This is a genomic window from Paraburkholderia sp. PAMB 6770, assembly GCF_057748135.1.
Genome location: NZ_CM173238.1, coordinates 3,785,835 through 3,809,410 on the forward strand (window position 1 = coordinate 3,785,835; position 23,576 = coordinate 3,809,410).

Consider the following 23,576-nt stretch of genomic DNA (forward strand, 5'->3'; position numbering starts at 1 on the left):
GCCATGCGCATCTCCACTTCCCAGTACCTGAGCATGAATGTCCAGACGATGGACAATCAGCAGGCCGAACTGAGTCAGCTGTATGGCGAGATTTCGAGCGGCGTGGCGCTCTCGACGCCGTCGGACAATCCGGCCGGCGCGGCGCAGGCCGTGCAGCTGAGCATGCAGGGCGCGACGCTGTCGCAGTTCTCGACCAACCAGAGTTCCGCGCTCACCGAACTGGGCTCGGAAGACTCGACGCTGTCGAGCGTCGTGCAGAACCTGCAAAGCGTGAACACGCAACTGCTGAGCGCCGGCGACGGCACGCTGAACGACACGAACCGCAGTGCGATTGCCGCGACGCTGCAACAGCTGAACGAATCGCTCGTCACGCTCGCGAACACGAAGTCGCCGTCGGGCAACTATCTGTTCGGCGGCTTCCAGGGCGACGCGCAGCCGTTCACGCAGAACACCGCCGGGCAGATCGTCTATAACGGCGACAACGGCGTGTCGACGACGCAGATTTCGGAGTCCACGTCGGTGGCGACCGGCGATACCGGCGCGTCGGTGTTCCTGAGCGTGACGCCGGAAACCGCCAGCCCGGTCGCGTATGCGGCGTCGGCCAACACCGGTACCGGGGTCATCGGCTCGGTGAGCACCAGCAACGCGGCGAGCGCGGCCAATGGCGACACTTATGCGATCAACTTCACGGTGGCGGCCGGCGTGACCACCTACACGGTGTCCGATACGACGCCCGCGGGCGTGACGACCACGTCGACCGCGCAGCCGTACACCAGCGGCGCATCGATCGCGCTCGGCACGAGCGGGGAAAGCGTGACGATCACCGGCGCGCCGGCCAACGGCGACGCATTCACCGCGCAGCCGGCGACCCAGGTGCCGTCGACGATCGGCGGCACCAACATCTTCAGCACGATCCAGAACATGATCACCGCGCTGCAGACGCCGGCCGACACGCCGGCCGCGCTCGCGGCGCTGCAGAACTCGCTGGCCACGGGGCTCACGCAGGTGCAGAACACGCTGTCGAACGTGACGACGATCCAGGCGACCGTCGGCGGCCGCGAACAGCAGATCCAGGCGATGCAGACCGTCAACCAGAACCAGTCGCTGGCAAACACGACGTCGCTCGACGACCTGACGTCGGCCGATCTCGCATCGACGATCAGCAAGTACACGCAGACGCAATATTCGCTGCAGGCGTCGCAGCAGGCATTCGTGCAGGTGCAGCAGATGTCGCTGTTCCAGTACATCAACAGCTGACGCAGCGCGGCCCCGCAGAACGGCGGGGGCGGCGCAAGCGGCGGGGGCGGCAGGCAGCGCCCCCGTTTTTCGTGGCGCGCGTCGCGCTCGTACCGCGCCGCGCTAGTGCAGCGCCGCGGCCACGCGGCCCATTTCGTCAATGCCGCTGTCGAACAGCCGCGCGAAGAACGGAATCATGTTGGGAATCATCAGCTGGACGAGCAGCATGCCGACCAGCAGCGTGAGCGGAAAGCCGATCTGGAACACGCCGATTTGCGGCGCCGCGCGGTTCAGGATGCCGAGCGCGAGGTTCGCGATCAGCAACGCGGCCACCACCGGCAACGACAGCAGCAGCCCTGCCCAGAAGATCGTGCCGCCCCACTCGACGAGCGCGCGCCAGCCGTTCGCGCCGAACAGGTCGGCCGACACCGGCGCGCTCTGGAACGTCGCGATCAGCGCGCTCACGACCTGCAGATGGCCGTCGAACGCGAGAAACGCCAGCGTGGCGAACACATTCATGAAGCTCGATACGACCGCGCTCGACCCGTCCGCCTGCTGGTCGAAGAAGGTCGCGAAGCCGAGCCCCATGCCGAGCCCGATGAATTCGCCGGTCGCCTCGATCGCGTTGAAGATCACCTGCATCGTCAGCCCGAGCGCCGTGCCGATCAGCACCTGGTTTGCGATGATCCACACGCCGGCGCCCGAGTAGACCGGCACCTGCGGCATCGCGCCGAGCGTCGGCGCGACGATCAGCGTGATGAACGCGGACAGGCCGATCTTCACGGTGGTCGGCGTCGACACGTTGCCGAACACGGGCGCGGTCGCGACCAGCGCGAGAATCCGCACGAACGGCCACAGGAAGGCGGCGAGCCACGTGTTCAGCTGGGCATAGGTGACCGAGAACATGGCGTCGGGGCGGGGCGCGCGGCGTCGCTCAGTGGTTCATCGTCGCGATGTTGGCGAGCATCTGGTGCAGATAGTCGAGCATCGTCGTGAGCATCCACGGCCCGGCGATCACCAGCGTCACCGCGACGGCCAGCAGCTTCGGAATGAACGACAGGGTCGCCTCGTTGATCTGCGTGGCGGCCTGGAACAGGCTCACCAGCAGGCCGACGGCGAGCGCCACGAGCAGCAGCGGGGTGGCGAGCAGCAGCGCGACGTACATCGCCTGGTGCGCCATCGCCATCACGGTTTCGGGAGTCATGATGCGTCGTCCGTCGCGCTAGGAGAAGCTCTGCGCCAGCGAGCCGATCAGCAGCTGCCAGCCGTCGACGAGCACGAACAGCATCAGCTTGAACGGCAGCGAGATCGTCGTCGGCGACACCATCATCATGCCCATCGACATCAGCACGCTTGCGACCACCATGTCGATGATCAGGAACGGGATGAAGATCGTGAAGCCGATCTGGAACCCCGTCTTCAGCTCGCTCGTGACGAACGCGGGCACGAGCAGCGACAGCGGCACGTCTTCGGGCCCCTGCATCGGCGGCGCGTGCGAAATCCGCGCGAACAGCGCGAGATCGGTTTCGCGCGTCTGCCGCAGCATGAAGGTCTTGAACGGCGCGACGCCGCGCTGGAACGCCTGGTCCATCGGCAGCGTGCCTTCGGAGAACGGCTTGTAGCCGTCCTGATAGGCCTTGTTCAGCACCGGCGACATCACGAACAGCGTGAGGAACAGCGCGAGGCCGACCAGCACCTGGTTGGGCGGCGTCGTCGTGGTGCCGAGCGCCTGGCGCAGCAGCGATAGCACGATGATGATGCGCGTGAAGCTCGTCATCATCAGCACCAGCGCCGGCAGGAACGACAGCATCGTGAGCAGCAGCATCGTCTGCACGCTCAGCGAGTAGGTCGTGCCGCCGTTCGGACCGGGGCTCGTGTTGAACGCGGGCAGGCCGGCGGTCTGCGCATGCGACAGCGACGGCAGCGCCATCAGCAGCCACGGCAGCGCGCCGAGCGCGAGCGGCGCGACGCGCCGGGCCGCGCGCCGCAGCGCGGATGCGCGCGGGTGCGCAGCGCCGTGCACACCGGGTGCCGGGCGGGAGGCGGGCGGCGCGGCGGGGCCGCGCGGCGCGAATGAGCGATTCACCTGCATTTACGGATTCCTGCTGCCGGGCCGGTTGAAGCGCTTGCCGACTTCGCCCTTGAGCGCGGCGCGAAAGCGTTGGCCGAACGTGCCCGGCAGCGCGTCGGCGGGTGCGAGGTCGGCGGCGCCGTCGAGCAGGCCCGCCGGCATCGTGTGCAGCAACGTCACGTGGCCGGGCGCGGTGCCGAGCACGAGCCACGTGTCGCCGATCTCGACCACGGCGACGCGCTCCTTGCCGCCGAGCGAGGCGCCGCCGATGGTTCTCACGAGCCCGCCGCGGCCGCCGTGCTGCAGGCCGAAGCGGCGCGCGAGCCACGCGCAGGCGAACACGAGGCCGATCACGACGATGAGCCCGAACAGCGTCTGCATCACCGCGCCGATGCCGAGCGACGGCACGGCCGCGCCGGTGCCGACGCCGGAGGCGATCTTCGCGGCGTGATTGACCGCGTTCAGGTCCGCCGCGAACGCGCGGCCGGCCGGAACGACGGCGGCGAGCAGGACGGCGCGGGCGGCGAGACGTCTCATCGGTTCAGTTTCCGGATCCGTTCGGACGGCGTAATGATGTCGGTCAGCCGGATGCCGAACTTGTCGTTGACGACCACCACTTCGCCCTGCGCGATCAGGCAGCCGTTCACGAGCACGTCCATCGGCTCGCCGGCGAGGCCGTCGAGTTCCACCACCGAACCCTGCGCAAGCTGCAGCAGGTTGCGGATCGCGATCTTGGTGCGGCCGAGCTCGACCGTCATCTGGACCGGGATGTCCAGAATCATGTCGATGTCGTTGCGCGTCGTGTTCGGCGCCACCTTCGACAGCGGCTGGAACACGCCGGCCGCGGTCGCGCTGACCGCACTGTTGTCGTTCTGCTCGGCGAGCGCGCTCGCCCAGTCGTCGAGCGCCGCCGCGTCGTCGGCGTCGCTGCCGGACAGACCCGGCTCGCCGGCCGGCAACTCCTTCTCGGGCGCTCCGTTCAGCTCAGTCATAACTCCCCCCATCCTTCACTGTGTCGGTTGCGCTGATCATTTTCTGGACCCGCAACGCGTATTGACCGTTGAAAATACCGTAACCGCATTCCATCACCGGCACGCCGTCGACCTTCGCGGTGATGAACTCGGGAATGTTGATGGGCAGCACGTCGCCCTTGCGCATGTTCAGGATCTGTTCGAACGTGACCGGAATCTGCGCGAGATCGGCGCTCAGCTCCACTTCGGCGGCCTGCACCTGTTGCGACAGCACGCGCACCCAGCGGCGGTCCACGTCCATCGCCTCGCCCTGGATCGGCGAGGACAGGATGTCGCGGATCGGCTCGATCATCGAATACGGCATGCAGATATGCAGCGTGCCGCCCGTCGGACCGAACTCGATCGAAAACTGCGTGACGATCACGATCTCGTTCGGCGTCGCGACGTTCGCGAACTGCGTGTGCATCTCCGAGCGCACGAACTCGAACTGCAGCGGCCGCACGCTCTTCCACGACGTCGCGTAATGCTCGAACACGAGGTGCAGCAGCTTCGAGATGATGCGCTGCTCGGTCTGCGTGAAATCGCGCCCCTCGACGCGCGTATGGAAGCGCCCGTCGCCGCCGAACAGGTTGTCCACCACGAAGAACACGAGGTTCGGGTCGAACACGAACAGCGACGTGCCGCGCAGCGGCTTCACGTGGACCAGGTTCAGGTTGGTCGGGATCGGCAGGTTGCGCGTGAACTCGCTGTATTTCTGCACCTTCACCGGGCCGACGGAAATTTCCGCGCTGCGCCGCATGAAGTTGAAGATGCCCACGCGCAGCAGGCGCGCAAAGCGGTCGTTGATGATTTCGAGGCCGGGCATCCGGCCGCGGACGATGCGTTCCTGCGTCGCGATGTTGTACGGCCGCACACCGGCACGTTCGGACTGCTCCGACTCCGTATCGGTTTCGCCGGTCACGCCTTTCAGGAGGGCATCGACTTCCTCCTGGGACATGAACTCTTCGTGGCCCATTCCTCTTCCTCGTGCGTCCGTTCGCGGTTGATGATGGCAGCAGCCGTTGATTCAGGCGGCGATGCGCGCCGTTACTGCACGACGAAATCGGTGAACAGCACCGACTCGATCTGGATCGGCGGCGCGCCCTTGTCGGTCGGCTGCTCGATCAGCGTCTTCAGTTCGCTGGCGAGCGCGTGCTTGCCGTCGAGCGTCGCGAGATCCTCGGGATGCTTGTTCGACAGCGCGAGCAGCAGGCGGCTGCGGACCTCCGGCATGTGTTCGGTGAGCGTCTGCTGGTACTTCGCGTCGGCGAGCTTCAGCGTGAGTCCGATGCGCAGATAGTGCTGCTCGCCGTCGTCGGACAGCAGGTTCACCGTCATCGGTTCGAGCGGGAAGAACACCGGCAGCGCGGGCGGCACGGGCGCGGTCGCATGGGCGACGGCGGCCGGCGCATGGCGCGACAGGTAGAACCAGGTGCCGCCCCCGGCCGCCCCGGCGGCGATCAGCGCGATCAGCACGAACAGGATGATGCGCTTGAGCCGTCCCGGCGCGGCCGGCGGGACGGTGGCTTGCTGGTTTGCGGTCGTCGATGCCATGGATGCTTGCTTGCCTCAGTGCTGGTAGGGTGATTGTTGTTGAATTACGCGCGCGGCGATGGGCCGAAAAGAAGCCGTAATACCGGGTATCTCTGGTATTTGGCGCGCCGCGGAGCTGCCGGGCCGTATTCCGCCGCTTCGGCCCCCACCTGGCCGCAGGCGGCACGCGAGGCCGGCCTTCGTGCAGCGCCGCCCCGCGCGGCGCCGCGAAAGCAACAGGCGCGCCGCCTCCTTGCTGGAGCGGCGCGCCTGTCGAAGGCCGCGGCGGTGGCGTCAGGCGAACGTGTCGACGAGGCCGACCGTGCGCGTGAGCGGCGTGCTTGCGACGCTCGCGCTCGTGCTCGTGTCGCCGCCGCTGTCGAAGGCGGTGGCGCCGCTTGCGCCGCTGCCGCCGCGGGCCGCCTGCTGCTGGGCCTGCTGACCGGTCTGGCCGGCGAAGCCCGTGCTGACGCTCGCGCTGCCGAGCCCGATGCCGTTCTGCTCCATCGCCTCGCGCAGCTTCGGCAACGCCGCTTCGACCGCGTCGCGCACCTGCTGATGCTGCGAGACGAACAACGCATGTGCATGGTTATCGGCCACCTGCAGCACGACCTGAAGCGGACCGAGATCCTTCGGGTTCAGCGTCAGTTCGGCGCTTTGCTGATGCGCGTTCGACAGGAACACGACCTTCTGGCCGAGCGCGTCCTCCCAGTCGCTGCTGCCGACCTGCGGCGCCAGCGTGTTCGCGGCCACGGCGGCCGCGGCCGGGTTCTGGGTCGACGCGATGCTGCCCGATGCGGCCGCGCCGGCGGCGCTCGCCGCGGCCGCCTGGCTCGCCTGTAGCGCTGCGTCGCTGGCGTTCGTGTTCTTCAGATCGGTCTGGCTCGCCGCCTGCGCGTTGCCGGCCGCCGCGAGCGCGTCGGCGGCGCTTTTCGCGGCGGCGTCGGTGCCGGCCGGCGTGGCGCTCGCGTTGGCATCGAGCTTGTCGCCCGTCTTGTTGAGCGCGTCGCCGAACACCGTGCCGCCCTTGCCGTTCGAGGACGTGCGCAGCGAGAGCGCGCCGTCGGTGCCTGCGCCCGTGTTCGTGCTCGTGGCGCCCGCGCCGACGTTCGCCGCTTGCGCGGGCACCGCGCCCTGCGCGCCGTTCAGCGCCGCGAGCGCGGCCTTCAGCGCGGCGTCGATCGACTTCGGATCGGTGGCGGCGAGGCCTTTCGCGTGCTGCTGGACGTTCGTCCCGAGACCGGTGGCGCCGGCCGCGCCCGCGACCGCCTGGGCGGCATCGGTTGCGTTTGTGCCGGTGGCGCCGTCGGCGCCGGCTTGTGCCTGCAGCTGCGCTTGCGCCTGCAACTGCGCGGCGACTGCGGCGGCGGCCGCCGATGGATCGGTGGCGCTACCGTTGCCGGCCTGCCCCTGACGGGTCTTGCCTGTGGCCGCCTGCTGCGTGCCGCCCGCGGCGGTGCCCGAGGTCGCGCCGCTGTACGCGCTGCTCGGCGTGCCGTTCGCGGATGCGCTGTTCGGGGCGCCGTTCGCGGCGCTGTTCGCCGGTGCGCTGGCCGTCGTGCTGGACGACTGCCCGCTATCCGGCTGCGACGCATCGGACGAGCTGCCCGAGGACGCCGTCGCGGGAGCCGGCGGCACCGGTGCGGACGGCGCGGCGGCCGGCGGCGCCGGCGGGGCGGACGGGGCCGGCTGCACCGCGGCGCTGCTGTTTTGCGCGTCGATGCTCTGCTGCAGCGTCTGCGAGAACTGCAGCGCGTTCGCGGTGCTGACGGCATTGGCATCGGTCGCGTCCGTGGCGTTGCCCGACGAGCCGAACAGCGAGCTGATATACGAAAGTGGCGACATGGCTGATCCTGTCTATCCGGTAAGTCCGGTTGAATGCCGGCGTGGGCCGGTCAAGCGGTTCAAGCGGTTCAAGCGGTTCAAGCGGTTCAAGCGGGTCAAGCGGTTCAAGCTGGTCAAGCGGGTCAAGCGGGTCAAGCGGTTCGGGCCGGGGGCGCGCGGCGCCGGCGGAGCGCCGGTTGTCCCCGGTGGCCTTCAGGTGCCTTCGCTGCGCAGGCGCAGCGCGCGGGCCGCGTGCTCGTCCGCGTCGCGCTGCTCGCGGCGCGCGGTCTGGCGCGCCTGCACGGCTTCGCCGCGGGCCTGCAGCACCTCGTATGAGCCGAGCTTCTGCTTGTGCCGCTGCCAGTCGGGCTTCGCGTTCTCGACGCGCGTATGCGCGGCGGCCAGCATCCTGCGCTGCTGCTCGATTGCCGCATCGAGCGTGTCGATGAACGCCTGGAAGTTGCGCATGTTGCCGGCCGGCATTCCCGACAGCGCGGTCTGCGTGAAGCGCGTGTGATATTCGTCGCGGTAGCGCACGAGCGCGTCGAGCTGCGCCTGTGCGTCGGCGGCCTCGCGCTGCGCGCGGCCGAGCCGCTGCGCGGCCGCGTCGACGTCGTCTTGCGCGAGATCGATCAGCGTCTTGATCGGAAGGTGGTTCGCCATCGTCAGCCTCCTTGGGCAAACAGCGCGTCGAGTCGTTGCAGGCTCGCGCCGAAATCGGCGCATTCCCGATAACCTTGCTGCAGAAACGCTTCCATGCGCGGATACAGCGCGATCGCGCGATCGAGCAGCGCGTCGCGGCCGCTCGCGTAGGCGCCGACGTTGATCAGATCGCGGTTGCGCTGGTAGCGCGACAGCATCTGCTTGAACACGCGCGTTTTCTCCAGATGCCGGTCGTCGATCAGCGCGGTCATCGCGCGGCTGATCGACGCTTCGATATCGATTGCCGGATAGTGGCCCGCCTCGGCAAGCGAGCGCGACAGCACGATGTGGCCGTCGAGAATCGCGCGGGCCGCGTCGGCGATCGGGTCCTGCGGGTCGTCGCCCTCGGTGAGCACCGTGTAGAACGCCGTGATCGAGCCGCCGCCCGCCGGCCCGTTGCCGGTGCGCTCGACGAGCGCCGGCAGCTTCGCGAACACCGACGGCGGGTAGCCCTTGGTCGCGGGCGGCTCGCCGATCGCGAGCGCGATTTCCCGCTGCGCCATCGCGTAGCGGGTGAGCGAATCCATCAGCAGCAGCACGTGCTTGCCCTGGTCGCGGAAATATTCGGCGAGCGACGTCGTGTAGGCCGCCGCCTGCATCCGCAGCAGCGGCGACACGTCCGCCGGCGCGGCGACCACCACCGCGCGCGCGAGGCCGTCCTCGCCGAGGATCTGCTCGATGAACTCCTTCACTTCGCGGCCGCGCTCGCCGATCAGGCCGATCACGATGACTTCGGCGCTGGTATAGCGCGCCATCGTGCCGAGCAGCACCGACTTGCCGACGCCCGAGCCCGCGAACAGGCCCATGCGCTGGCCGCGCCCGACGGTGAGCAGCGCGTTGATCGCGCGCACGCCGACGTCGAGCACCTTGTGGATCGGCTCGCGGTTGAGCGGGTTGATGGTCGGCGCCGACAGCGGCGTGTCGCGCGTCGAGGCGAGCGGGCCGAGCCCGTCGAGCGGGCGGCCGGACGCGTCGAGCACGCGGCCGAGCAGTTCCCAGCCGACCGGCAGGCGCTTCGCGCCGGCCATCGGATCGGCCACCGGCGCGCTTTCGAGCGGATAGACGCGCGCGCCGGGCAGCAGGCCGATCACCTCGGTGGTCGGCATCAGGAACAGCCGCTCGCCGGAGAAGCCGACGACTTCGGCTTCGGCCATCGGCAGCGAGCTGCCGGGCGGCAGTTCGATCATCACTTCGGCGCCCACCGACAGCCGCAGGCCGACCGCTTCGAGCACGAGGCCGGCCGCGCGCGTGAGACGCCCGCACGCGCGCAGCGGCCGCGCGATCGCATTGCGCGCGCGCAGGGCGTCGAGCTGCGCGCGCCATGCCTGCAGATGCGGATTGGCCGCCCGCGCGGGATCCGGCGCGAAGTCCGGCGGTGCGGCGGCGTGGGCGGCGTGAGGCGCGTGGGCAGCGACACCGGCAGCGCCGGCGCGGGCCGCGGCGTCGCCGGGGCGGGGGGATAACGAGGCGACGCCTGGCGTCTTCGCGATGTCTGCCTCGCCGGCATGCGCGCCGGCATGCCCGCCCATCGCGGCCCCGTGCGGCGCCGGCCGGCCGGGGCGCGACACGGCGGCCGCATCCGCCTGTGCGGCATGCCCGTCCGCATGCGACGCGGGATGCGATGCGGAATGCGCCTCGTACACCGCTTCGTGCGGCGCGGGCGGATGCGACCCGAAGGAGGCGAGCGCCAGCTCCTGTTCGAGCGGCGTCAGGTCGCTCGCGCGGATCTCCTCGGGCGTCGGCTTCACCATGTGCGTTCTCTGCCGAGCGCGGCGGCGACGCGCTCCCAGCGGGTATCGATGCCGGCGTCGATTTCGCCGGAGCCGGCGTGCGCGCGGCAGCCGCCGCGCTCGACCGCCGGGTCGGTGCGCACGGACCAGCCGCGCGCCTGCAGTTCCTCCATCAGATAAGCCTCGACGACCGGCAGATCCGCCGGGCTCACGACGAGGTGCGGCGCGCCGGTCAGCGCGGGCTCGGCGGCGAGCACCTCGCGCGCGGCGGCGATCAGCGCGGCCGGATCCTGCTGCACGTGCTGGCGCACGACCTGCTGCGCGATGTCGAGCGCGAGCGTGACGAGCATGCCGGCGACGTCCTGCTGCGCGCCGTCGAGCGCGCTCTTGAAGGTTTCGGCGAGCGCCGCGAGGCGCGCCGCTTCCTCGCGCGCTTCGGTCTGCCCCTGCGTGAAGCCCTGCGCGTGACCCTGCTCGTAGCCCGCCTGGTAGCCGAGCGCCTGGCCCGCCACGTGTCCCTGCGCGAGGCCCTGCGCGTGCGCGGCGTCGCGCAGGCGCTGCAGTTCGGCCTCGAACGCGCCGTCGTCGACGGGCGGCTCGGGGGCCGGCGGCGCCGGGTCGAACGACGCCATCTCCCAGCGCTGATACGCCGACAGGCTGCCCTTGCCGGCGGGGTTCTGGTCAGACATACGCATCTTCCGCCTTGCCGCCGATCACGATCTGGCCGCTCTCGGCGAGGTTGCGCACGATCTGCAGGATGCGCCGCTGCTGCGTTTCCACTTCGGAGACGCGCACCGGACCGCGCGCGTCGAGGTCTTCGGCGAGCAGCTCGGCGGCCCGCTGCGACATGTTGGACAGGAACTTCTGGCGCAGCGCGGGCTGGGCGCCCTTCAGCGAGATGATCAGCGTCTCGGACTCCACTTCCTTCAGCAGCAGCTGGATCGCGCGGTCTTCGAGGTCGAGCAGGTTCTCGAACACGAACATCTGGTCGATGATCTTTTGTGCGAGCTCCGCGTCGTACTGGCGCACGTTTTCGAGCACGCCTTCCTCGTGGTTGCTCGACATGAAGTTGAGGATTTCAGCCGCCGTGCGGATGCCGCCCATCGGGCTGCGCTTCAGGTTGTCGCTGCCGGAGAGCAGGCCGGTGAGCACGTCGTCCAGCTCGCGCAGCGCGGCCGGCTGGATGCCGTCGAGCGTCGCGATGCGCAGCAGCACGTCGTTGCGCAGCCGGTCGGTGAAGCAGGCGACGATTTCCGACGCCTGGTCGCGGTCGAGGTGCACGAGGATCGTCGCGATGATCTGCGGGTGCTCGTTCTTGATCAGCTCGGCGACCGCGCCCGAATCCATCCACTTCAGGCCTTCGATGCCGCTCGTGTCGCTGCCCTGCAGAATCCGGTCGATGATCGCGCCGGCCTTGTCGTCGCCGAGCGCCTTGGTCAGCACCGAGCGGATGTAGTCGCTCGAATCGAGCGACAGCGCGGTGTGCTGCTCGGCTTCGCGCACGAACTCGTGCAGCACGTCGTCGATCTGCTCGCGCGTGATGTTCTTCAGCGCGGCCATCGCGATGCCGATCTTCTGGACCTCGCGCGGCCCGAGAAACTTGAATACCTGCGCAGCTTCCTCCTCGCCGATCGACATCAGCAGGAGCGCGCTCTTCATGACGCCTTCAGCGCTCATCGGACACCCAGCTCTTGACGACAGTTGCGACAATCTTCGGATCCTGGCGCGCGATGTTGCGCGCGAATTCCAGGTTCCGCTCGTATTTGTACTTGTCGCTCTCGTGCGACGCCAGATCGGTCACGGCGCTGCCGGCCGCGTCGGCGCCGGCGCGCTCGGCGTCCGGGATGCCGTCGAGCAGCACCGGCTCGTCCGGCGACGGCAGCGCGGCGACCGGCTCCGGCGGCGGCGGGAACGCGCGGCGCAGCGCCGGCTTCACCATGACGAAGTACAGGAACAGCGCGACGATGCCGATGCCCACGTAGGTCGCGACCTGGCGCGCGAGCGCGATCATGTCCGGCGTGCGCCACCACGGCACGTTCGCGAGCGGATCGATCTCGGTCGTGAACGGGCTGTTGACGATGTTCACCGAGTCGCCGCGCTGCGCTTCGAAGCCCATTGCGTCCTTCACGAGCTGGTCGACCTGCGCGAGCTTCGCGGGCGGCAGCGGCTGCATCGTCGTGTGGCCCTTCGCGTCGGTCACCGGCACGTAGTTGATCACCACCGCCACCGAGAGCCGCTTGATGCCGCCGACCGCCTGCTGCACGTGGCGCACGGTCTTGTCGAGCTCGTAGTTGGTGGTCTGGTCCTTGCGATCGCTGATCGGCGTGGACGGCGCCGCGCCGCTCGCGCCGTTGGCCGCATCGACCGGTGCGGAGGCCGGCTGCGGCGGCTGGTTCGACAGCGCTCCCGGCACGCCCGACGCGACGCCGCCGGCGACTTCGGTGTCGGTGCTGGTCTGCTGGCTGCGGATCGAGGTCTGCTGCGGCGTGCTGTTCGGGCCGTAGTTTTCCGAGGTCTGCTCGATCTGCGAGAAATCGATGTCGGCGCTCACCTGCGAATGCGCGTTGCCCGCGCCGAACAGCGGCGCGAGGATCGCATCGATGCGCTGCTGGGTGCTGTTTTCGATCTGCTGTACGTACTTGAGCTGGTTCGCGTCGAGACCGGCGGCCGACGGCTGCTGCGTGAGCAGATTGCCGTCCTGGTCGACGACCGTCACGCCGCGCGCCGGCATGTCGGGCACCGCCGAGGCGACCAGGTGCGTGATCGCGACCACCTGCCCCTCGTCGAGCACGCGGCCCGGGTACAGGTGCAGCAGCACCGACGCGCTGGGCGCCTCGCGCTCGCGCACGAACACGGTGGGCTTGGGAATCGCGAGGTGCACGCGCGCGGACTGGACCGCCGAAATCGCCTCGATCGTGCGTTCGAGTTCGCCTTCGAGCGCCCGCTGGTAGTTGACCTGCTCGGCGAACTGGCTGATGCCGAACTTCTCGTTGTCCATCAGCTCGAAGCCGACCGAGCCGCTCTTCGGCAGCCCCTGGGCGGCGAGCCGCAGGCGCATCTCGCGCACTTCGTCGGCCGGCACGAGAATCGCGCCGCCGACATCGGAGAACTTGTAGGGCACGTTGGCTTGCTGCAATGCGGCAATGATCGCGCCGCCGTCCTGATCCGACAGGTTGCTGTAAAGCACGCCGTAGCTCGGCGCGCGGGCCCACATCAGCAGTCCGGCGACCACCGCCACCAGCACGGCGACCGCGAAGATCAGCGGTGCGCGCGGGTTGCCGCGCATCTGCGCGAGGCCGGACAGCCGCTGCGAGAAATTGCCGCCGAGCCCCCCCGCGCCGAGGTCCGCACCGGCGGCCTGGCCGGCGCCGGCCGCGCCGGCGCCCGCCTGCGCGCTGGCGAGGCCCACGCGGGCGTCGGGGTTGATCAACGAGTTGGCTGACGAATCCATGCGTCGGGTTTCTCCGGGGGAATGCCTTGGCTCGGGCCGTCGCGCCGGGCTCGGCAGGCGGACGGACAGAGACTTTCACGAGTGAAATTATCCGGCGCGGCAGGCTGGCCGATTGCCCGAATAGAAGCGGGTTTCCCCCCTAGTTTCGCCCGTGCGCGAATTGACCCGCTGCTATGCTTTCGGTCAGATCGGCAGGCGTGGCCGCGCCTGCCCACTCATCCTCGGGAGAGAACATGACCATGCCTGTGAACGCGCTGTCTTCCGCACTGCAACAAATGCAGGCGATGGCTGCCGAAGCGTCCGGCGGCGCCGAGTCCCCGGCGCAGTTGTCCGGCGCGGCGACCGCCAGCGGTTTTGCAGGGGCGCTGAAGGCCTCGCTCGACAAGATCAGCGGCGACGAGCTGCACGCGACCGGCGAGGCGCAGGCATTCGAGGTGGGCGCGTCGAACGTGTCGTTGAGTGACGTGATGATCGACCAGCAGAAGGCGAACCTGAGCCTGCAGTTCGGGCTGCAGGTGCGCAACCGGCTGGTGTCGGCCTACGACGACATCATGCAGATGTCGGTCTGACGCCCGCGGGCCGCCGCGCCCGCGCGCTGCCCGTCTTCCTGACAAGCGGATTAAAGCTTTCCGGCTCGCCATCCGATATCCCGGCTACAGGTCCGTTACCGGACAGCCGCTCCGAGCGCGGAAACGCGCGCCGGCGAGCCGTCTCACCCTATCCGAATCCGCCCGACAGGAGAGTCACCGATGTTTTCGCCAGGCCACGCTGGAGCCAACGCATATGCACGAGTCGGCGTCGAGACCGGGGTGCTGGGCGCGAGCCCGCATCGTCTGGTGGTGCTGCTCTTTCAGGGGGCGCGTCAGGCGATCGCGCAGGCGCGCATGCACATGCAGCAGAGCGGCGTGAAGGCGGCGGCGGCGCGCGGCGAGGCGATCAGCAAGGCGATCCGGATCGTCGAAAGCGGCCTGCAGGCGTCGCTGAACCGGGAAGCCGGCGGCGAAATCGCCGAGCGGCTACATGCGCTCTACGGCTACATGGCGCGGCGGCTGCTCGAAGCAAACGTCAAGCAGAGCGAAGCGATGCTGATCGAAGTGGACGGTCTGCTCGGCACGCTCGAAGAAGCATGGATCGGGATTGCCCCGGAGGTTGCGCGGATGGCATCACAGCCGGCCGTTGCGAACATGAGATGAGTTCGAACTCGGAATATTTTGCCCGCTACGAGGCGATCGCGGCGATCTCGGCGCGCATGCTGGTGGCGGCGCGCTGCGCGCTGTGGCACGACCTCGTGCCGCTGCAGGAAGAATACCGGATGCTGGTGGACGCGCTGAAGGAGGCGGAAACCGGCGTGCGCCTCGACGACATCGAGCGCGCCCGTAAATTCGACCTGCTGCGGCGCATTCTCGCCGACGACGCCGCCATCCGCGATCTCGCGAATCCGCGCATGATGACGCTGTCCGCGCTGTTTGCCGGCCGCCCGGCGCGGGTCCTCAAAGAGCTGTACGGCGCGGGCTAAGCGCGCCCGGGCGCGCAGCGGGCCCCGCATGCCGCGCGTGGTCCGCCATTACCCAGGGGAGGCGGCATGAACGGAATCGACTCGGCCATCGCTTCGCTGCTCGCGAGCCGGGTCGACAGCCTGCTGAACATCGCGCCGGGCGCGACCACGGCGCAGACGAGCGCCTCCGCGCTGGATGGCGAGACGCCCGTCACGCCGGGTGCGGTCGAGCTGGGCGCGACGCCGGCCTCGGCGCAGACGCAGCTCTCGGCGGTTGCGCAGACCCTCAATGCCATCGCTCTGTCCGGCGGCGACGCGACGCCCGCGCTGCGCGGCGAAGCGCCGATCTGGCCGTCCGCGCCGTCGCTCGACATCGAAATCGACGCGTTGCCGCTGTTCGATACGCTGTTTGCGCAGCATGTGCCGGCGGGCGGCGCGGCCAGCGGTTCCGCGACCGCTGCTGCATCGGCGTCCGAATCCGCGTCGGCCGGCGCATCGAACCCCGCTTCCGCGGACCCGCAGGCCGCCGGCGGCGCGGCGGCGGCGACCCGGATCGCGGCGTCGCCGCTGCCGGTCGATGCGCTTGTCGCGGCGCTCGAACAAACGGTGTCCGGCAGCGGACTGTTCTACGAATCGCATCTCGCGCAATGGCTGGCCGGCCAGTTGACGCCGGACCAACTGGCCGGCGAGCCGCAAAACCGGCTGCTCGATGCCGACGCGCAGCTTTCGCTCGACTGGTCGTCCGACGCGAGCCCAGGCGGTGCGGCGGCGTTCGCCGCGACGGCCGCCGGCCGCGCCGGCGTGACCGACGCGAACGCGGGCCGCGGCGGCGCCGCGCCGTCGATCGAATCGCCGCAGGCGGCGCGCTTTGCGGCCGGCGAAGTGCTCGCGCAGTCGTTCAGCGAGCTGGCCGGGCAGCCGCTGCACGCTGCGCTGCACGCGGTGGCGGGCACCGCGGCCGACGCGCCGGCGCACACCGCGCAGTCGATGGCCGGCGCGGTCAACGCGGCGACGGTCCCGCTCGTGCGCCAGCAGCTCGACCTGCTCGCGACGGGGCAGTTCCGCTGGAGCGGCGAGGCGTGGCCCGGCGCGAAGCTCGACTGGACGATCCAGCAGGACGGCGACGAATGGCAGCGCAGCGGCGGCGGCGCGAGTGCCGGCGAGGACTATCCGTGGCGCACGCGGCTGACGCTGTCGCTGCCGCGCCTCGGCACCGTCGACGCCGAGCTGGTGCTGACCGGCAACCGGCTCGCGGCGCGAGTGCTCGCGAGCCCGCTCGGCGCGGCCTGGCTGAACGCGCAGAGCGACGGCTTCCGGCAGCGGCTTGCCGCGGTCGGCATCGATCTGCACGGGCTGTCGATCCGCGAGATCGGCGGCGGCGCGCCGGGCGCGGCGTCGGCGGCGCAAAGCGCCGCGGACGTGCAGGCGGCCGTCTCCGCCTACGCGCGCGCGGTGCCGCCGGGCGCGAACGCGGCCGGGAACCGGCGCGGCGCGCGCCCGGCGCGTCCCGCGGCGGCCCCGACGGATTTCGACTGGGACATCTGAATGAGCCGCAGGCATCGCAAGAGCGCGGCAGCGCTCGTCTACGAGCCGTACGGCGCCGAGCGCGTGCCGCGGGTGGTCGCGAAGGGGTACGGGCTCGTCGCCGACATGATCGTGCAGCGCGCGAAGGAAGCGGGGCTGTACGTGCACGAATCGCCGGAAATGGTGTCGCTGCTGATGCAGGTCGACCTCGACGCGCGCATTCCGCCGGAGCTGTATCAGGCGGTGGCCGAACTGCTTGCGTGGCTGCACCGGCTGGAAAGCGGCGCGATCGACATACCGGCGTCTCCGGCGGCCGATGACGCCGTCCCCGCGCGCGGCTCGGCGCCGGAGCGGGACGCCGCCGCGCTGGCCGGCGACGACGATCCCCCGCGCCTCGATCACGATGCCGGCGACGTGTGACGCTGCGCGCGGCTTGGGGCGTATGGCATAACGCTTGTGGCGTGTGGCGTGTGGCGTGTGGCGTGTGGCGTGTGGCGTGTGGCGTGTGGCGTGTGGCGTGTGGCGTGTGGCGTGTGGCGTGTGGCGTATGGCTTACGGCGCAGGTCGCAGGTCGCAGGTCGCAGGTCGCAGGTCGCAAGTCGCAAGTCGCAAGTCGCAAGTCGCAAGCCGCAGGCCACAAGCCACAAGCCACAAGCCGCACGCCGGCCGGCTATAACCGCATCATCAGCTTCAGCAGCGCGTTGACGCGCGCGCCGTAAGGCGGCGCGATCAGTCCGCGCGCGTTCCAGCGCGCCTGGGTGAGCACCGGCTTCATCTTCGAAAACGTCTCGAAGCCCTCGTAACCGTGATACGCGCCCATTCCGCTCGCGCCGACGCCGCCGAACGGCAGGCTCTCGCAGGCGAGGTGCATCAGCGTCTCGTTGACCGCCATCCCGCCGGCAATCGTTTCCTGCTCGACGCGGCGCACCGTTGCCGCGTGATCGTCGAACAGGTACAGCGCCAGCGGTCGCGGCCGCGCGTTCACGTAGGCGATCGCGTCGTCGAGCGTGTCGTACGGCACGAGCGGCAGCAGCGGCCCGAAAATCTCCTCCTGCATCAGCGCGCAGTGCTCCGGCGCCTGCGTGACGGCGGTCAGCGGAAAGCGCCGCGTCGCCGCGTCGGCGCCGCCGTCCGCGAGCGGATGCAGTTGCGCGCCGGCACCGGCGGCTTCGTCGGCGAGGCGTTCGAGCCGCGCGAAGTGCTGCCCGGTGATGATCGACGTGTAGTCGGCATTGCGTGCGAAATCCGGGTACATCGCGGTCATGCGCGCGCGCGCCCGCGCGACGAACGCGGCCTCGGTGCCGCGCGGCAGCAGCACGTAGTCGGGCGCCACGCAGGTCTGCCCCGCGTTCAGCGTCTTGCCGGCGACCAGATTGTCGACCGCGTTGTCAAAGCGTGCCTGCGGGCCGATGATCGCGGGCGACTTGCCGCCCAGCTCCAGCGTGACCGGCGTCAGATGCGCCGCCGCGGCGCGCATCACTTCGTGGCCGACGCGCGTCGAGCCGGTGAACAGCAGATGGTCGAACGGCAGCGCGCTGAACGCGGCGGCGAGCGCGGCGTCGCCGTTGACGACCGTGACGTGATCGCGCGCGAAGGTCTTCGCAATCAGCTTCTCGAACAGCGCGGACGTGTGCGGCGTGAGCTCCGACATCTTGATCATCGCGCGATTGCCGGCCGTGAGCGCGCTCACGAGCGGCCCGGCCGCGAGCAGCACCGGATAGTTCCATGGCGCGATGATGCCCACTACGCCGAGCGGCTGCGGCATCACCTTCGCGCGCGCGGGCAGCAGCCACTTGTTGGTGCGGCGCCGCTGCGTCCTCATCCAGCGCTTGCCGTGCCGCAGCGCGCCGTCGATTTCCTCTTTCAGCACGAGGAATTCGGCGAGCAGCACCTCCTGTTTCGCGCGGTTGCCGAAGTCCGCGTGCATCGCGTCGGCGAGTGCGTCGCGATGGTCGAGCAGCATCGCGCGCAACGCTTTCAGGTGTGCGGCGCGCGTGTCCCATGACGGATACGGCGCCTGCAGATACGCGAGTCGTTGCTCGCGCAACAATGCGTCGAGCGCGCCGGCTTCCGGCAGATCGTTTTTCATGCCCCCTCCCTTGATGAATGTCCGGGCGTGTGCGCCGCCATGCCGGATGTCCCGCCGGTTCGCGGCGCGGGCGCGGTGCCGTGCGGGCCTACGCGGGAAAGGCCCGCTCGACGAGCGCCGCGTGATCGAAGCGGGCCGGCAGCGTGCCGTATACACGGCCGCTTTCGCCGCAGCCGTCGGCAAGCCGCGTGGCGATGAACGCGTCGGCGACGGCGGCCGGCGCGTGCTGCACGAGCAGCATCGCCTGCGCGAGCAGCACGATCTGCTGCGCGATGCGGCGCGCCGATGCTTCGCGCGTCTCGGGCGCGATCCGCAGCATCGCGACGAGCCGCCCGAGCGCGGCGGCGAGCGCCGGATGGCCCTGCGACTGGGCCTGCCATGCGGCGAGCAGCGCCTGCGCCGCATCGGCCTCGCGCTCCAGCGCGCGCAGCACGTCGAGACACATCACGTTGCCCGAGCCTTCCCAGATCGAGTTGACGGGCGCCTCGCGATAAAAGCGCGCCATCGGGCCTTCCTCCACGTAGCCGTTGCCGCCCCAGACTTCCATGGCCTCGCCGGTGAATTCGAGCGTGCGTTTGCAGACCCAGTACTTCGCGGCGGGCGTGACGATGCGCCGCCACGCGCGTTCCTCGGGGTGCGTATCGGCCTGCTCGAACGCGCGCGCGATGCGCATGAACAGCGCGGTCGCGGCTTCCGATTCGAGCGCGAGGTCCGCGAGCACGTTGCGCATCAGCGGCTGATCGACGAGCGGCCGGCCGAACGCGCTGCGGTGCCGCGCATGATGGATCGCCTGCACGAGCGCCGCGCGCATCAGCGCGGCGCTGCCGATCACGCAGTCGAGCCGGGTGTAGTTCGCCATTTCGATGATCGTCGGCACGCCGCGCCCCGCCTCGCCGACGAGGATGCCGTACGCGTCGAGAAACTCGACCTCGCTGCTCGCGTTCGAGCGGTTGCCGAGCTTGTTCTTCAGCCGCTGCACCTGCACCGCGTTGCGGCTGCCGTCCGGCGCGAAGCGCGGCACGTAGAAGCACGAGAGCCCGCCCGCGTCGTCCGTGCGCGCGAGCACGAGATGCGCGTCGCACTGCGGCGCGGAGAAAAACCACTTGTGACCGACCAGCCGGTATTCGGCGCCGCGGCCGCCTGCCCCCGTCGCGCGGGCGCGGGTCTGGTTGCTGCGCACGTCCGAGCCGCCCTGTTTTTCGGTCATGCCCATGCCGATCATCGCGGTGCGCTTCTGCGCGAGCGGCAGGTCGCGCGGGTCGTGCTCGCGCGAGAAAAGCCGCTCGCGCAGCGTCTCGAACAGCGCCGGCTCGCGCTGCAGCACCGGAATGCTCGCGAAGGTCATCGTGAGCGGACACAGCGAACCGGATTCGAGTTGCGCGTGCAGAAAGTAGCCGGCGCAGCGCGCGGCCATCGCACCCGCTCGCGGCTCGGCGAACGGCAGCGCGTGCAGGCCTTCGCGGCGCAGCAGCGCAAGCAGCGTGTGCCAGGCCGGGTGAAATTCCAGCGTATCGACGCGCTCGCCGCGCGGGCTGAACGTGGCAAGCTCCGGCGCATGCCGGTTCGCGAGATCGGCGAGTGCGAGCACGTCGGGGGCGCCGAGCGCCGCGCCGTCGCGCAGCAGCGCGTCGCGGTGCCAGCCGGCGCCGTCGCGCTCGACGGCCGCCGTCAACACTGCATCGCTCGCGAACAGGTTGTAGTTCGCGAGCGGGGGAACCTGATTCGTCACTTCATGCGTCATGCCGCGTCCCTGCCACTTCATGGACTGTCTCCGTTGCGTCTGCTGCTTTTGTCTGCGCTTTCATTGCTGTTTCGGTGCCGGTGCGGCGCCGCTTCGACCCGCTGGCCGCCCCGCTGGCCGAGCCGCCGTTTCAGCGCTGCGCGCCGGGCCGCGCGGCGCGGTTCTCGCGTGCCGCGCACGCTGTTTGAACGCGGCGCGTGCGGGTGTCGCGCAGTGTCCGCGCGCGGTGCGCACCCGGTTTTATCATAGGGGCGCGGCAGCCGTTCCGTTTAGAGGGATCGCTCTGTCACGAAGCTGCCACCGCGTCCGCGCGGTCCCTACAATGCGCTCAAAGCACACGTAGACAAGTGTGCACCGAACGGTCGTCGCGGACCACGCGGCCGCCATCAGGGAGGAGCGCATGCAGTACGACTACATCATCGTGGGCGCGGGCTCGGGCGGCTGCGCGCTGGCGGGCCGGCTCGCGGACACCTGCCCGGACGCGACGATCGCGCTGATCGAAGCGGGCCCGCACACGGACCGCAATCTGTTCGTCAACATGCCGGTCGGCGTGGCCGCCGTCGTGCCGAACCGGCTGAAGACCAACTACGGCTACGAGACCGCGCCGCAGCCGGGGCTCGCCGGCCGGCGCGGCTTTCAGCCGCGCGGACGGGGATTCGGCGGCTCCAGCGCGATCAACGCGATGATCTACACGCGCGGCCATCCGCTCGATTACGACGAATGGGCGCAACTCGGCTGCGACGGCTGGGCCTGGGCGGACGTGCTGCCGTACTTCCGCCGCGCGGAAGGCAACCAGCGCGGCGCCGATGCGTGGCACGGCGCGGACGGTCCGCTGACGGTCAGCGACCTGCGCTTTCGCAATCCGTTTTCGGAGCGCTTCGTGCGGGCGGCGCTCGAAGCCGGACACCGGCTCAACCCGGACTTCAACGGCGCCGATCAGGAAGGCGTCGGCTTCTACCAGGTCACGCAGCGCGACGGGCAGCGGTGCAGCGTCGCGAAGGCTTATCTCTACGGCCGCACGCGCGCCAATCTTCATCTGGTTGCCGATGCAAGCGTGCTGCGCGTGCGCTTCGACGGCCGGCGCGCATGCGGCGTCGAGGTGGCGCGCGGCGGCCGCGTCGAAACGCTCGACGCGCGCGCCGAGGTGATACTCGCGGCGGGCGCGTTCAACTCGCCGCAACTGCTGATGTGCTCCGGCATCGGAGCGGCCGCGCATCTGCAGGCGCGCGGCGTGCCCGTGTTGCACGACGCACCGCAGGTGGGGCAGAACCTGATCGACCATATCGATTTCACGTTCAACAAGCGGGTCGCATCGATCGAGCCGACGGGTTTTTCGGTGCGCGGCATCGCGAGGATGCTGCCGCAGTTCGTCACGTACCTGCGGCACGGCAGGGGGATGCTGACGAGCAACGTCGCCGAGGCGGGCGGCTTTCTGAAGAGCCGGCCGACACTCGATCGGCCCGATCTGCAACTGCATTTCTGCGCCGCGCTCGTCGACGATCACAACCGCCGCATGCACTGGGGCCACGGCTACTCGCTGCACGTGTGCGTGCTGCGCCCGCACAGCCGCGGCGCGGTGACGCTGGCGAGCCCGGATGCGCGGATCGCGCCGGTGATCGATCCGCGTTTTCTGAGCGATCCGCGCGACCTGGATCTGCTCGTCGACGGCGCGCGGATCGCGCGGCGCATCCTGGCCGCGCCGTCGCTCGCGCTGGGCGGCGGCGAGGAGCTGTACACCGCGCCGGATCAGACCGACGCGCAACTGCGCGAGACGATCGCCGCCCACGCGGACACCATTTACCATCCGGTCGCGACGTGCAGGATGGGGAGCGACCCGGCGTCGGTGGTCGACACGCAGTTGCGCGTGCGCGGGGTCGCGGGGCTGCGCGTTGTCGATGCGTCGGTGATGCCGACGCTGATCGGCGGCAACACCAATGCGCCGACCGTGATGATCGGCGAGCGGGCCGCGGCGTTCATCGCGGCTGCGCGCCGCGGCGACGGCGCGCAGGCACGGGCGCCGGCGACGGCGTTCGCGGGCGCGTCCTGAGCTGGGGCGTCCGGGGCGCGGCGACGGGCCGAGCCGGGCATGGCCGCGCGCCGGCGCATGGCAGGCGCTGCGCTACGTGCCGGACGCGATCCCCGAAATGCCGATCTCCGGCCAGTGCGACAGCGCGTCGCCGCTCTGGTCGGGCAGCGTTTCGCGCGCGACGCCGAGCCACGCGCGCGCCGCGTGCGACAGATAGCCGTTGCGCCGCCAGCCGATCGCCATTTCCCACGGCACCTCGGGCTCGACCACCGGGCGGCAGCTGAACTGCGCGGCGTCGAGCCGCCGGCAGTACGGCGCGGGCAGCAGCGCGATGCCGACGCCCGCGAGCACCAGCGCCGCCATGAAATCCCAATGGCCGCTGCGCCCGACGATCGTCGGCGCGAAGCCGGCCGCGCGGCATGCGTTGAGCACCACATCGTTCAGCGCAAGGCTTTCGCCGTAGAACACGAACGGCTCGGCGGCGAGATCGGCAAGCCGCACCTGCTGCACCGCGTCCCAGCGCGCACCGCGCCGCGACACGAGCCAGAGCACCTGACGGGTCATCGGCAGCACGTCGATGTGCTCGCGATTGACCGGCTGCAGCACGCCGCCCAGCTCCAGCTCGCCGGCGATCAGCGCCGCCTCGATCGCCCGCGACCCCTGCTCGAACAGCTTCAGTTCGATCTTCGGATAGCGCTGGCGGAATGCCGCGATCGCGGGCGTGAACAGCGAGCCGCCCATCGGCGGAATGCCGATCTTCAGCTCGCCGCGCCCGAGCGTGTCGAGATCGTCGAGTTCGGCCTGCAGTTGTGCATGCGCGGCGAGCACGTCCTGGCCGCGCTGGTAGACGATACGTCCCGCGTCGGTCAGCACCATCTGACGGCCGTCGCGCAGCAGCAGCGGCGAGCCGATCTCGTCTTCGAGCGATTTCACCATCTTGCTGATGGTCGGCTGCGTGACGAACATCTGCTCGGCCGCCGCGGTAAAGCTGCGCTGGCGCACGACCTCGACGAAATAGCGGAGGGCACGAAGTTCCACGATCCCGGACTCCAGAATTCCCGAATGGAATGATTTGGATGATAGTAAGTCATTATATTTATGCTGCAACGCAACCTATACTGTCTTTCATCAAAAGTCACCCAGG

Annotated in this window: 23 protein-coding genes; 7 read left to right on the forward strand and 16 right to left on the reverse strand. The window is 69.9% G+C overall.

All coding sequences use genetic code 11. The features are described from left to right. The first annotated feature begins 3 nt into the window (after positions 1 to 3). Positions 4 to 1,257 (forward strand): flagellar hook-associated protein FlgL, encoded by a 1,254-nt coding sequence (flgL, locus tag AC3AP7_RS17170; protein ID WP_475767035.1) that lies wholly within the window; start codon positions 4 to 6, stop codon positions 1,255 to 1,257. A 102-nt stretch (positions 1,258 to 1,359) separates the two neighbouring features. Here flgL and fliR read toward each other — a convergent pair whose 3' ends face one another. From fliR to fliF, 13 genes are all read right to left on the reverse strand, one after another. Further along, complete coding sequence (fliR, locus tag AC3AP7_RS17175) at positions 1,360 to 2,142, reverse strand: flagellar biosynthetic protein FliR (protein ID WP_475767033.1); 783 nt, start codon at positions 2,140 to 2,142, stop codon at positions 1,360 to 1,362. A 28-nt stretch (positions 2,143 to 2,170) separates the two neighbouring features. Continuing rightward, positions 2,171 to 2,440, reverse strand: a complete 270-nt coding sequence (gene fliQ, locus AC3AP7_RS17180; protein ID WP_475767031.1) for a flagellar biosynthesis protein FliQ — start codon at positions 2,438 to 2,440, stop codon at positions 2,171 to 2,173. 18 nt (positions 2,441 to 2,458) lie between these two features. Then, positions 2,459 to 3,328, reverse strand: coding sequence for a flagellar type III secretion system pore protein FliP (fliP, locus tag AC3AP7_RS17185; RefSeq protein ID WP_475767029.1), 870 nt, complete (start codon positions 3,326 to 3,328; stop codon positions 2,459 to 2,461). Further along, on the reverse strand, positions 3,329 to 3,844 hold the full coding sequence (gene fliO / locus AC3AP7_RS17190; RefSeq protein WP_475767027.1) for a flagellar biosynthetic protein FliO: 516 nt from the start codon (positions 3,842 to 3,844) through the stop codon (positions 3,329 to 3,331). It lies immediately after the preceding gene. Then, positions 3,841 to 4,299: a flagellar motor switch protein FliN gene (gene fliN, locus AC3AP7_RS17195; RefSeq protein WP_475767025.1), complete on the reverse strand. Its 459-nt coding sequence runs from the start codon at positions 4,297 to 4,299 to the stop codon at positions 3,841 to 3,843. Before fliN ends, fliO begins: the two co-directional genes overlap by 4 nt. Then, positions 4,292 to 5,293 (reverse strand): flagellar motor switch protein FliM, encoded by a 1,002-nt coding sequence (gene fliM, locus AC3AP7_RS17200; RefSeq protein ID WP_475767023.1) that lies wholly within the window; start codon positions 5,291 to 5,293, stop codon positions 4,292 to 4,294. The genes fliN and fliM overlap by 8 nt, the downstream gene beginning before the upstream one ends. A 71-nt stretch (positions 5,294 to 5,364) precedes the next feature. Beyond that, positions 5,365 to 5,871: a flagellar basal body-associated protein FliL gene (gene fliL / locus AC3AP7_RS17205; RefSeq protein WP_475767020.1), complete on the reverse strand. Its 507-nt coding sequence runs from the start codon at positions 5,869 to 5,871 to the stop codon at positions 5,365 to 5,367. A gap of 273 nt (positions 5,872 to 6,144) precedes the next feature. Continuing rightward, positions 6,145 to 7,695, reverse strand: a complete 1,551-nt coding sequence (locus tag AC3AP7_RS17210; protein ID WP_475767019.1) for a flagellar hook-length control protein FliK — start codon at positions 7,693 to 7,695, stop codon at positions 6,145 to 6,147. Positions 7,696 to 7,887: 192 nt separating this feature from the next. Next, the gene (gene fliJ, locus AC3AP7_RS17215; protein WP_475767017.1) at positions 7,888 to 8,337 is read right to left on the reverse strand and encodes a flagellar export protein FliJ; all 450 of its coding nucleotides are present in this window, start codon (positions 8,335 to 8,337) and stop codon (positions 7,888 to 7,890) included. A 2-nt stretch (positions 8,338 to 8,339) separates the two neighbouring features. Then, entirely contained in the window at positions 8,340 to 10,127 is a 1,788-nt protein-coding gene (gene fliI, locus AC3AP7_RS17220; RefSeq protein ID WP_475767014.1) for a flagellar protein export ATPase FliI, read from the reverse strand. Next, on the reverse strand, positions 10,121 to 10,801 hold the full coding sequence (fliH, locus tag AC3AP7_RS17225; protein ID WP_475767012.1) for a flagellar assembly protein FliH: 681 nt from the start codon (positions 10,799 to 10,801) through the stop codon (positions 10,121 to 10,123). Before fliH ends, fliI begins: the two co-directional genes overlap by 7 nt. Continuing rightward, the gene (gene fliG, locus AC3AP7_RS17230) at positions 10,788 to 11,783 is read right to left on the reverse strand and encodes a flagellar motor switch protein FliG (RefSeq protein WP_475767010.1); all 996 of its coding nucleotides are present in this window, start codon (positions 11,781 to 11,783) and stop codon (positions 10,788 to 10,790) included. The genes fliH and fliG overlap by 14 nt, the downstream gene beginning before the upstream one ends. Next, the gene (fliF, locus tag AC3AP7_RS17235) at positions 11,773 to 13,557 is read right to left on the reverse strand and encodes a flagellar basal-body MS-ring/collar protein FliF (protein WP_475767008.1); all 1,785 of its coding nucleotides are present in this window, start codon (positions 13,555 to 13,557) and stop codon (positions 11,773 to 11,775) included. The genes fliG and fliF overlap by 11 nt, the downstream gene beginning before the upstream one ends. 233 nt (positions 13,558 to 13,790) lie before the next feature. Here fliF and fliE point away from each other — a divergent pair, with 233 nt between their 5' ends. From fliE to AC3AP7_RS17260, 5 genes are all read left to right on the forward strand, one after another. Further along, positions 13,791 to 14,126: a flagellar hook-basal body complex protein FliE gene (fliE, locus tag AC3AP7_RS17240; protein ID WP_475767005.1), complete on the forward strand. Its 336-nt coding sequence runs from the start codon at positions 13,791 to 13,793 to the stop codon at positions 14,124 to 14,126. 180 nt (positions 14,127 to 14,306) lie between these two features. Next, complete coding sequence (gene fliS / locus AC3AP7_RS17245; RefSeq protein ID WP_475767002.1) at positions 14,307 to 14,750, forward strand: flagellar export chaperone FliS; 444 nt, start codon at positions 14,307 to 14,309, stop codon at positions 14,748 to 14,750. Further along, positions 14,747 to 15,073 carry a flagellar protein FliT gene (locus tag AC3AP7_RS17250; RefSeq protein ID WP_475767000.1) on the forward strand — a complete coding sequence of 109 codons (327 nt, stop codon included), beginning with the start codon at positions 14,747 to 14,749 and terminating at the stop codon, positions 15,071 to 15,073. The genes fliS and AC3AP7_RS17250 overlap by 4 nt, the downstream gene beginning before the upstream one ends. 66 nt (positions 15,074 to 15,139) lie before the next feature. Further along, complete coding sequence (gene fliK / locus AC3AP7_RS17255; RefSeq protein WP_475766997.1) at positions 15,140 to 16,597, forward strand: flagellar hook-length control protein FliK; 1,458 nt, start codon at positions 15,140 to 15,142, stop codon at positions 16,595 to 16,597. Continuing rightward, positions 16,598 to 16,996: an EscU/YscU/HrcU family type III secretion system export apparatus switch protein gene (locus tag AC3AP7_RS17260; protein ID WP_475766994.1), complete on the forward strand. Its 399-nt coding sequence runs from the start codon at positions 16,598 to 16,600 to the stop codon at positions 16,994 to 16,996. A gap of 250 nt (positions 16,997 to 17,246) precedes the next feature. Here the strand turns inward: AC3AP7_RS17260 and AC3AP7_RS17265 are convergent, their stop codons facing one another. Together AC3AP7_RS17265 and AC3AP7_RS17270 are read right to left on the reverse strand one after the other, a co-directional pair. Continuing rightward, positions 17,247 to 18,665, reverse strand: a complete 1,419-nt coding sequence (locus tag AC3AP7_RS17265) for a coniferyl aldehyde dehydrogenase (protein ID WP_475766991.1) — start codon at positions 18,663 to 18,665, stop codon at positions 17,247 to 17,249. Positions 18,666 to 18,753: 88 nt separating this feature from the next. After that, complete coding sequence (locus AC3AP7_RS17270; RefSeq protein ID WP_475766989.1) at positions 18,754 to 20,427, reverse strand: isovaleryl-CoA dehydrogenase; 1,674 nt, start codon at positions 20,425 to 20,427, stop codon at positions 18,754 to 18,756. A gap of 379 nt (positions 20,428 to 20,806) precedes the next feature. Between AC3AP7_RS17270 and AC3AP7_RS17275 the strand changes: the two genes are divergently transcribed. After that, positions 20,807 to 22,453, forward strand: a complete 1,647-nt coding sequence (locus AC3AP7_RS17275) for a GMC family oxidoreductase (protein ID WP_475766987.1) — start codon at positions 20,807 to 20,809, stop codon at positions 22,451 to 22,453. 72 nt (positions 22,454 to 22,525) lie between these two features. Here AC3AP7_RS17275 and AC3AP7_RS17280 read toward each other — a convergent pair whose 3' ends face one another. After that, positions 22,526 to 23,470, reverse strand: coding sequence for a LysR family transcriptional regulator (locus AC3AP7_RS17280; protein WP_475766985.1), 945 nt, complete (start codon positions 23,468 to 23,470; stop codon positions 22,526 to 22,528). Positions 23,471 to 23,576 lie beyond the last annotated feature (106 nt).

Coding starts and splice junctions, on each gene's coding strand:
- flgL (WP_475767035.1), top strand. CDS start 4: ATGCGCATCTCCACTTCCCAGTACCTGAGCATGAATGTCCAGACGATG.
- fliR (WP_475767033.1), bottom strand. CDS start 2,142: ATGTTCTCGGTCACCTATGCCCAGCTGAACACGTGGCTCGCCGCCTTC.
- fliQ (WP_475767031.1), bottom strand. CDS start 2,440: ATGACTCCCGAAACCGTGATGGCGATGGCGCACCAGGCGATGTACGTC.
- fliP (WP_475767029.1), bottom strand. CDS start 3,328: ATGCAGGTGAATCGCTCATTCGCGCCGCGCGGCCCCGCCGCGCCGCCC.
- fliO (WP_475767027.1), bottom strand. CDS start 3,844: ATGAGACGTCTCGCCGCCCGCGCCGTCCTGCTCGCCGCCGTCGTTCCG.
- fliN (WP_475767025.1), bottom strand. CDS start 4,299: ATGACTGAGCTGAACGGAGCGCCCGAGAAGGAGTTGCCGGCCGGCGAG.
- fliM (WP_475767023.1), bottom strand. CDS start 5,293: ATGGGCCACGAAGAGTTCATGTCCCAGGAGGAAGTCGATGCCCTCCTG.
- fliL (WP_475767020.1), bottom strand. CDS start 5,871: ATGGCATCGACGACCGCAAACCAGCAAGCCACCGTCCCGCCGGCCGCG.
- AC3AP7_RS17210 (WP_475767019.1), bottom strand. CDS start 7,695: ATGTCGCCACTTTCGTATATCAGCTCGCTGTTCGGCTCGTCGGGCAAC.
- fliJ (WP_475767017.1), bottom strand. CDS start 8,337: ATGGCGAACCACCTTCCGATCAAGACGCTGATCGATCTCGCGCAAGAC.
- fliI (WP_475767014.1), bottom strand. CDS start 10,127: ATGGTGAAGCCGACGCCCGAGGAGATCCGCGCGAGCGACCTGACGCCG.
- fliH (WP_475767012.1), bottom strand. CDS start 10,801: ATGCGTATGTCTGACCAGAACCCCGCCGGCAAGGGCAGCCTGTCGGCG.
- fliG (WP_475767010.1), bottom strand. CDS start 11,783: ATGAGCGCTGAAGGCGTCATGAAGAGCGCGCTCCTGCTGATGTCGATC.
- fliF (WP_475767008.1), bottom strand. CDS start 13,557: ATGGATTCGTCAGCCAACTCGTTGATCAACCCCGACGCCCGCGTGGGC.
- fliE (WP_475767005.1), top strand. CDS start 13,791: ATGACCATGCCTGTGAACGCGCTGTCTTCCGCACTGCAACAAATGCAG.
- fliS (WP_475767002.1), top strand. CDS start 14,307: ATGTTTTCGCCAGGCCACGCTGGAGCCAACGCATATGCACGAGTCGGC.
- AC3AP7_RS17250 (WP_475767000.1), top strand. CDS start 14,747: ATGAGTTCGAACTCGGAATATTTTGCCCGCTACGAGGCGATCGCGGCG.
- fliK (WP_475766997.1), top strand. CDS start 15,140: ATGAACGGAATCGACTCGGCCATCGCTTCGCTGCTCGCGAGCCGGGTC.
- AC3AP7_RS17260 (WP_475766994.1), top strand. CDS start 16,598: ATGAGCCGCAGGCATCGCAAGAGCGCGGCAGCGCTCGTCTACGAGCCG.
- AC3AP7_RS17265 (WP_475766991.1), bottom strand. CDS start 18,665: ATGAAAAACGATCTGCCGGAAGCCGGCGCGCTCGACGCATTGTTGCGC.
- AC3AP7_RS17270 (WP_475766989.1), bottom strand. CDS start 20,427: ATGAAGTGGCAGGGACGCGGCATGACGCATGAAGTGACGAATCAGGTT.
- AC3AP7_RS17275 (WP_475766987.1), top strand. CDS start 20,807: ATGCAGTACGACTACATCATCGTGGGCGCGGGCTCGGGCGGCTGCGCG.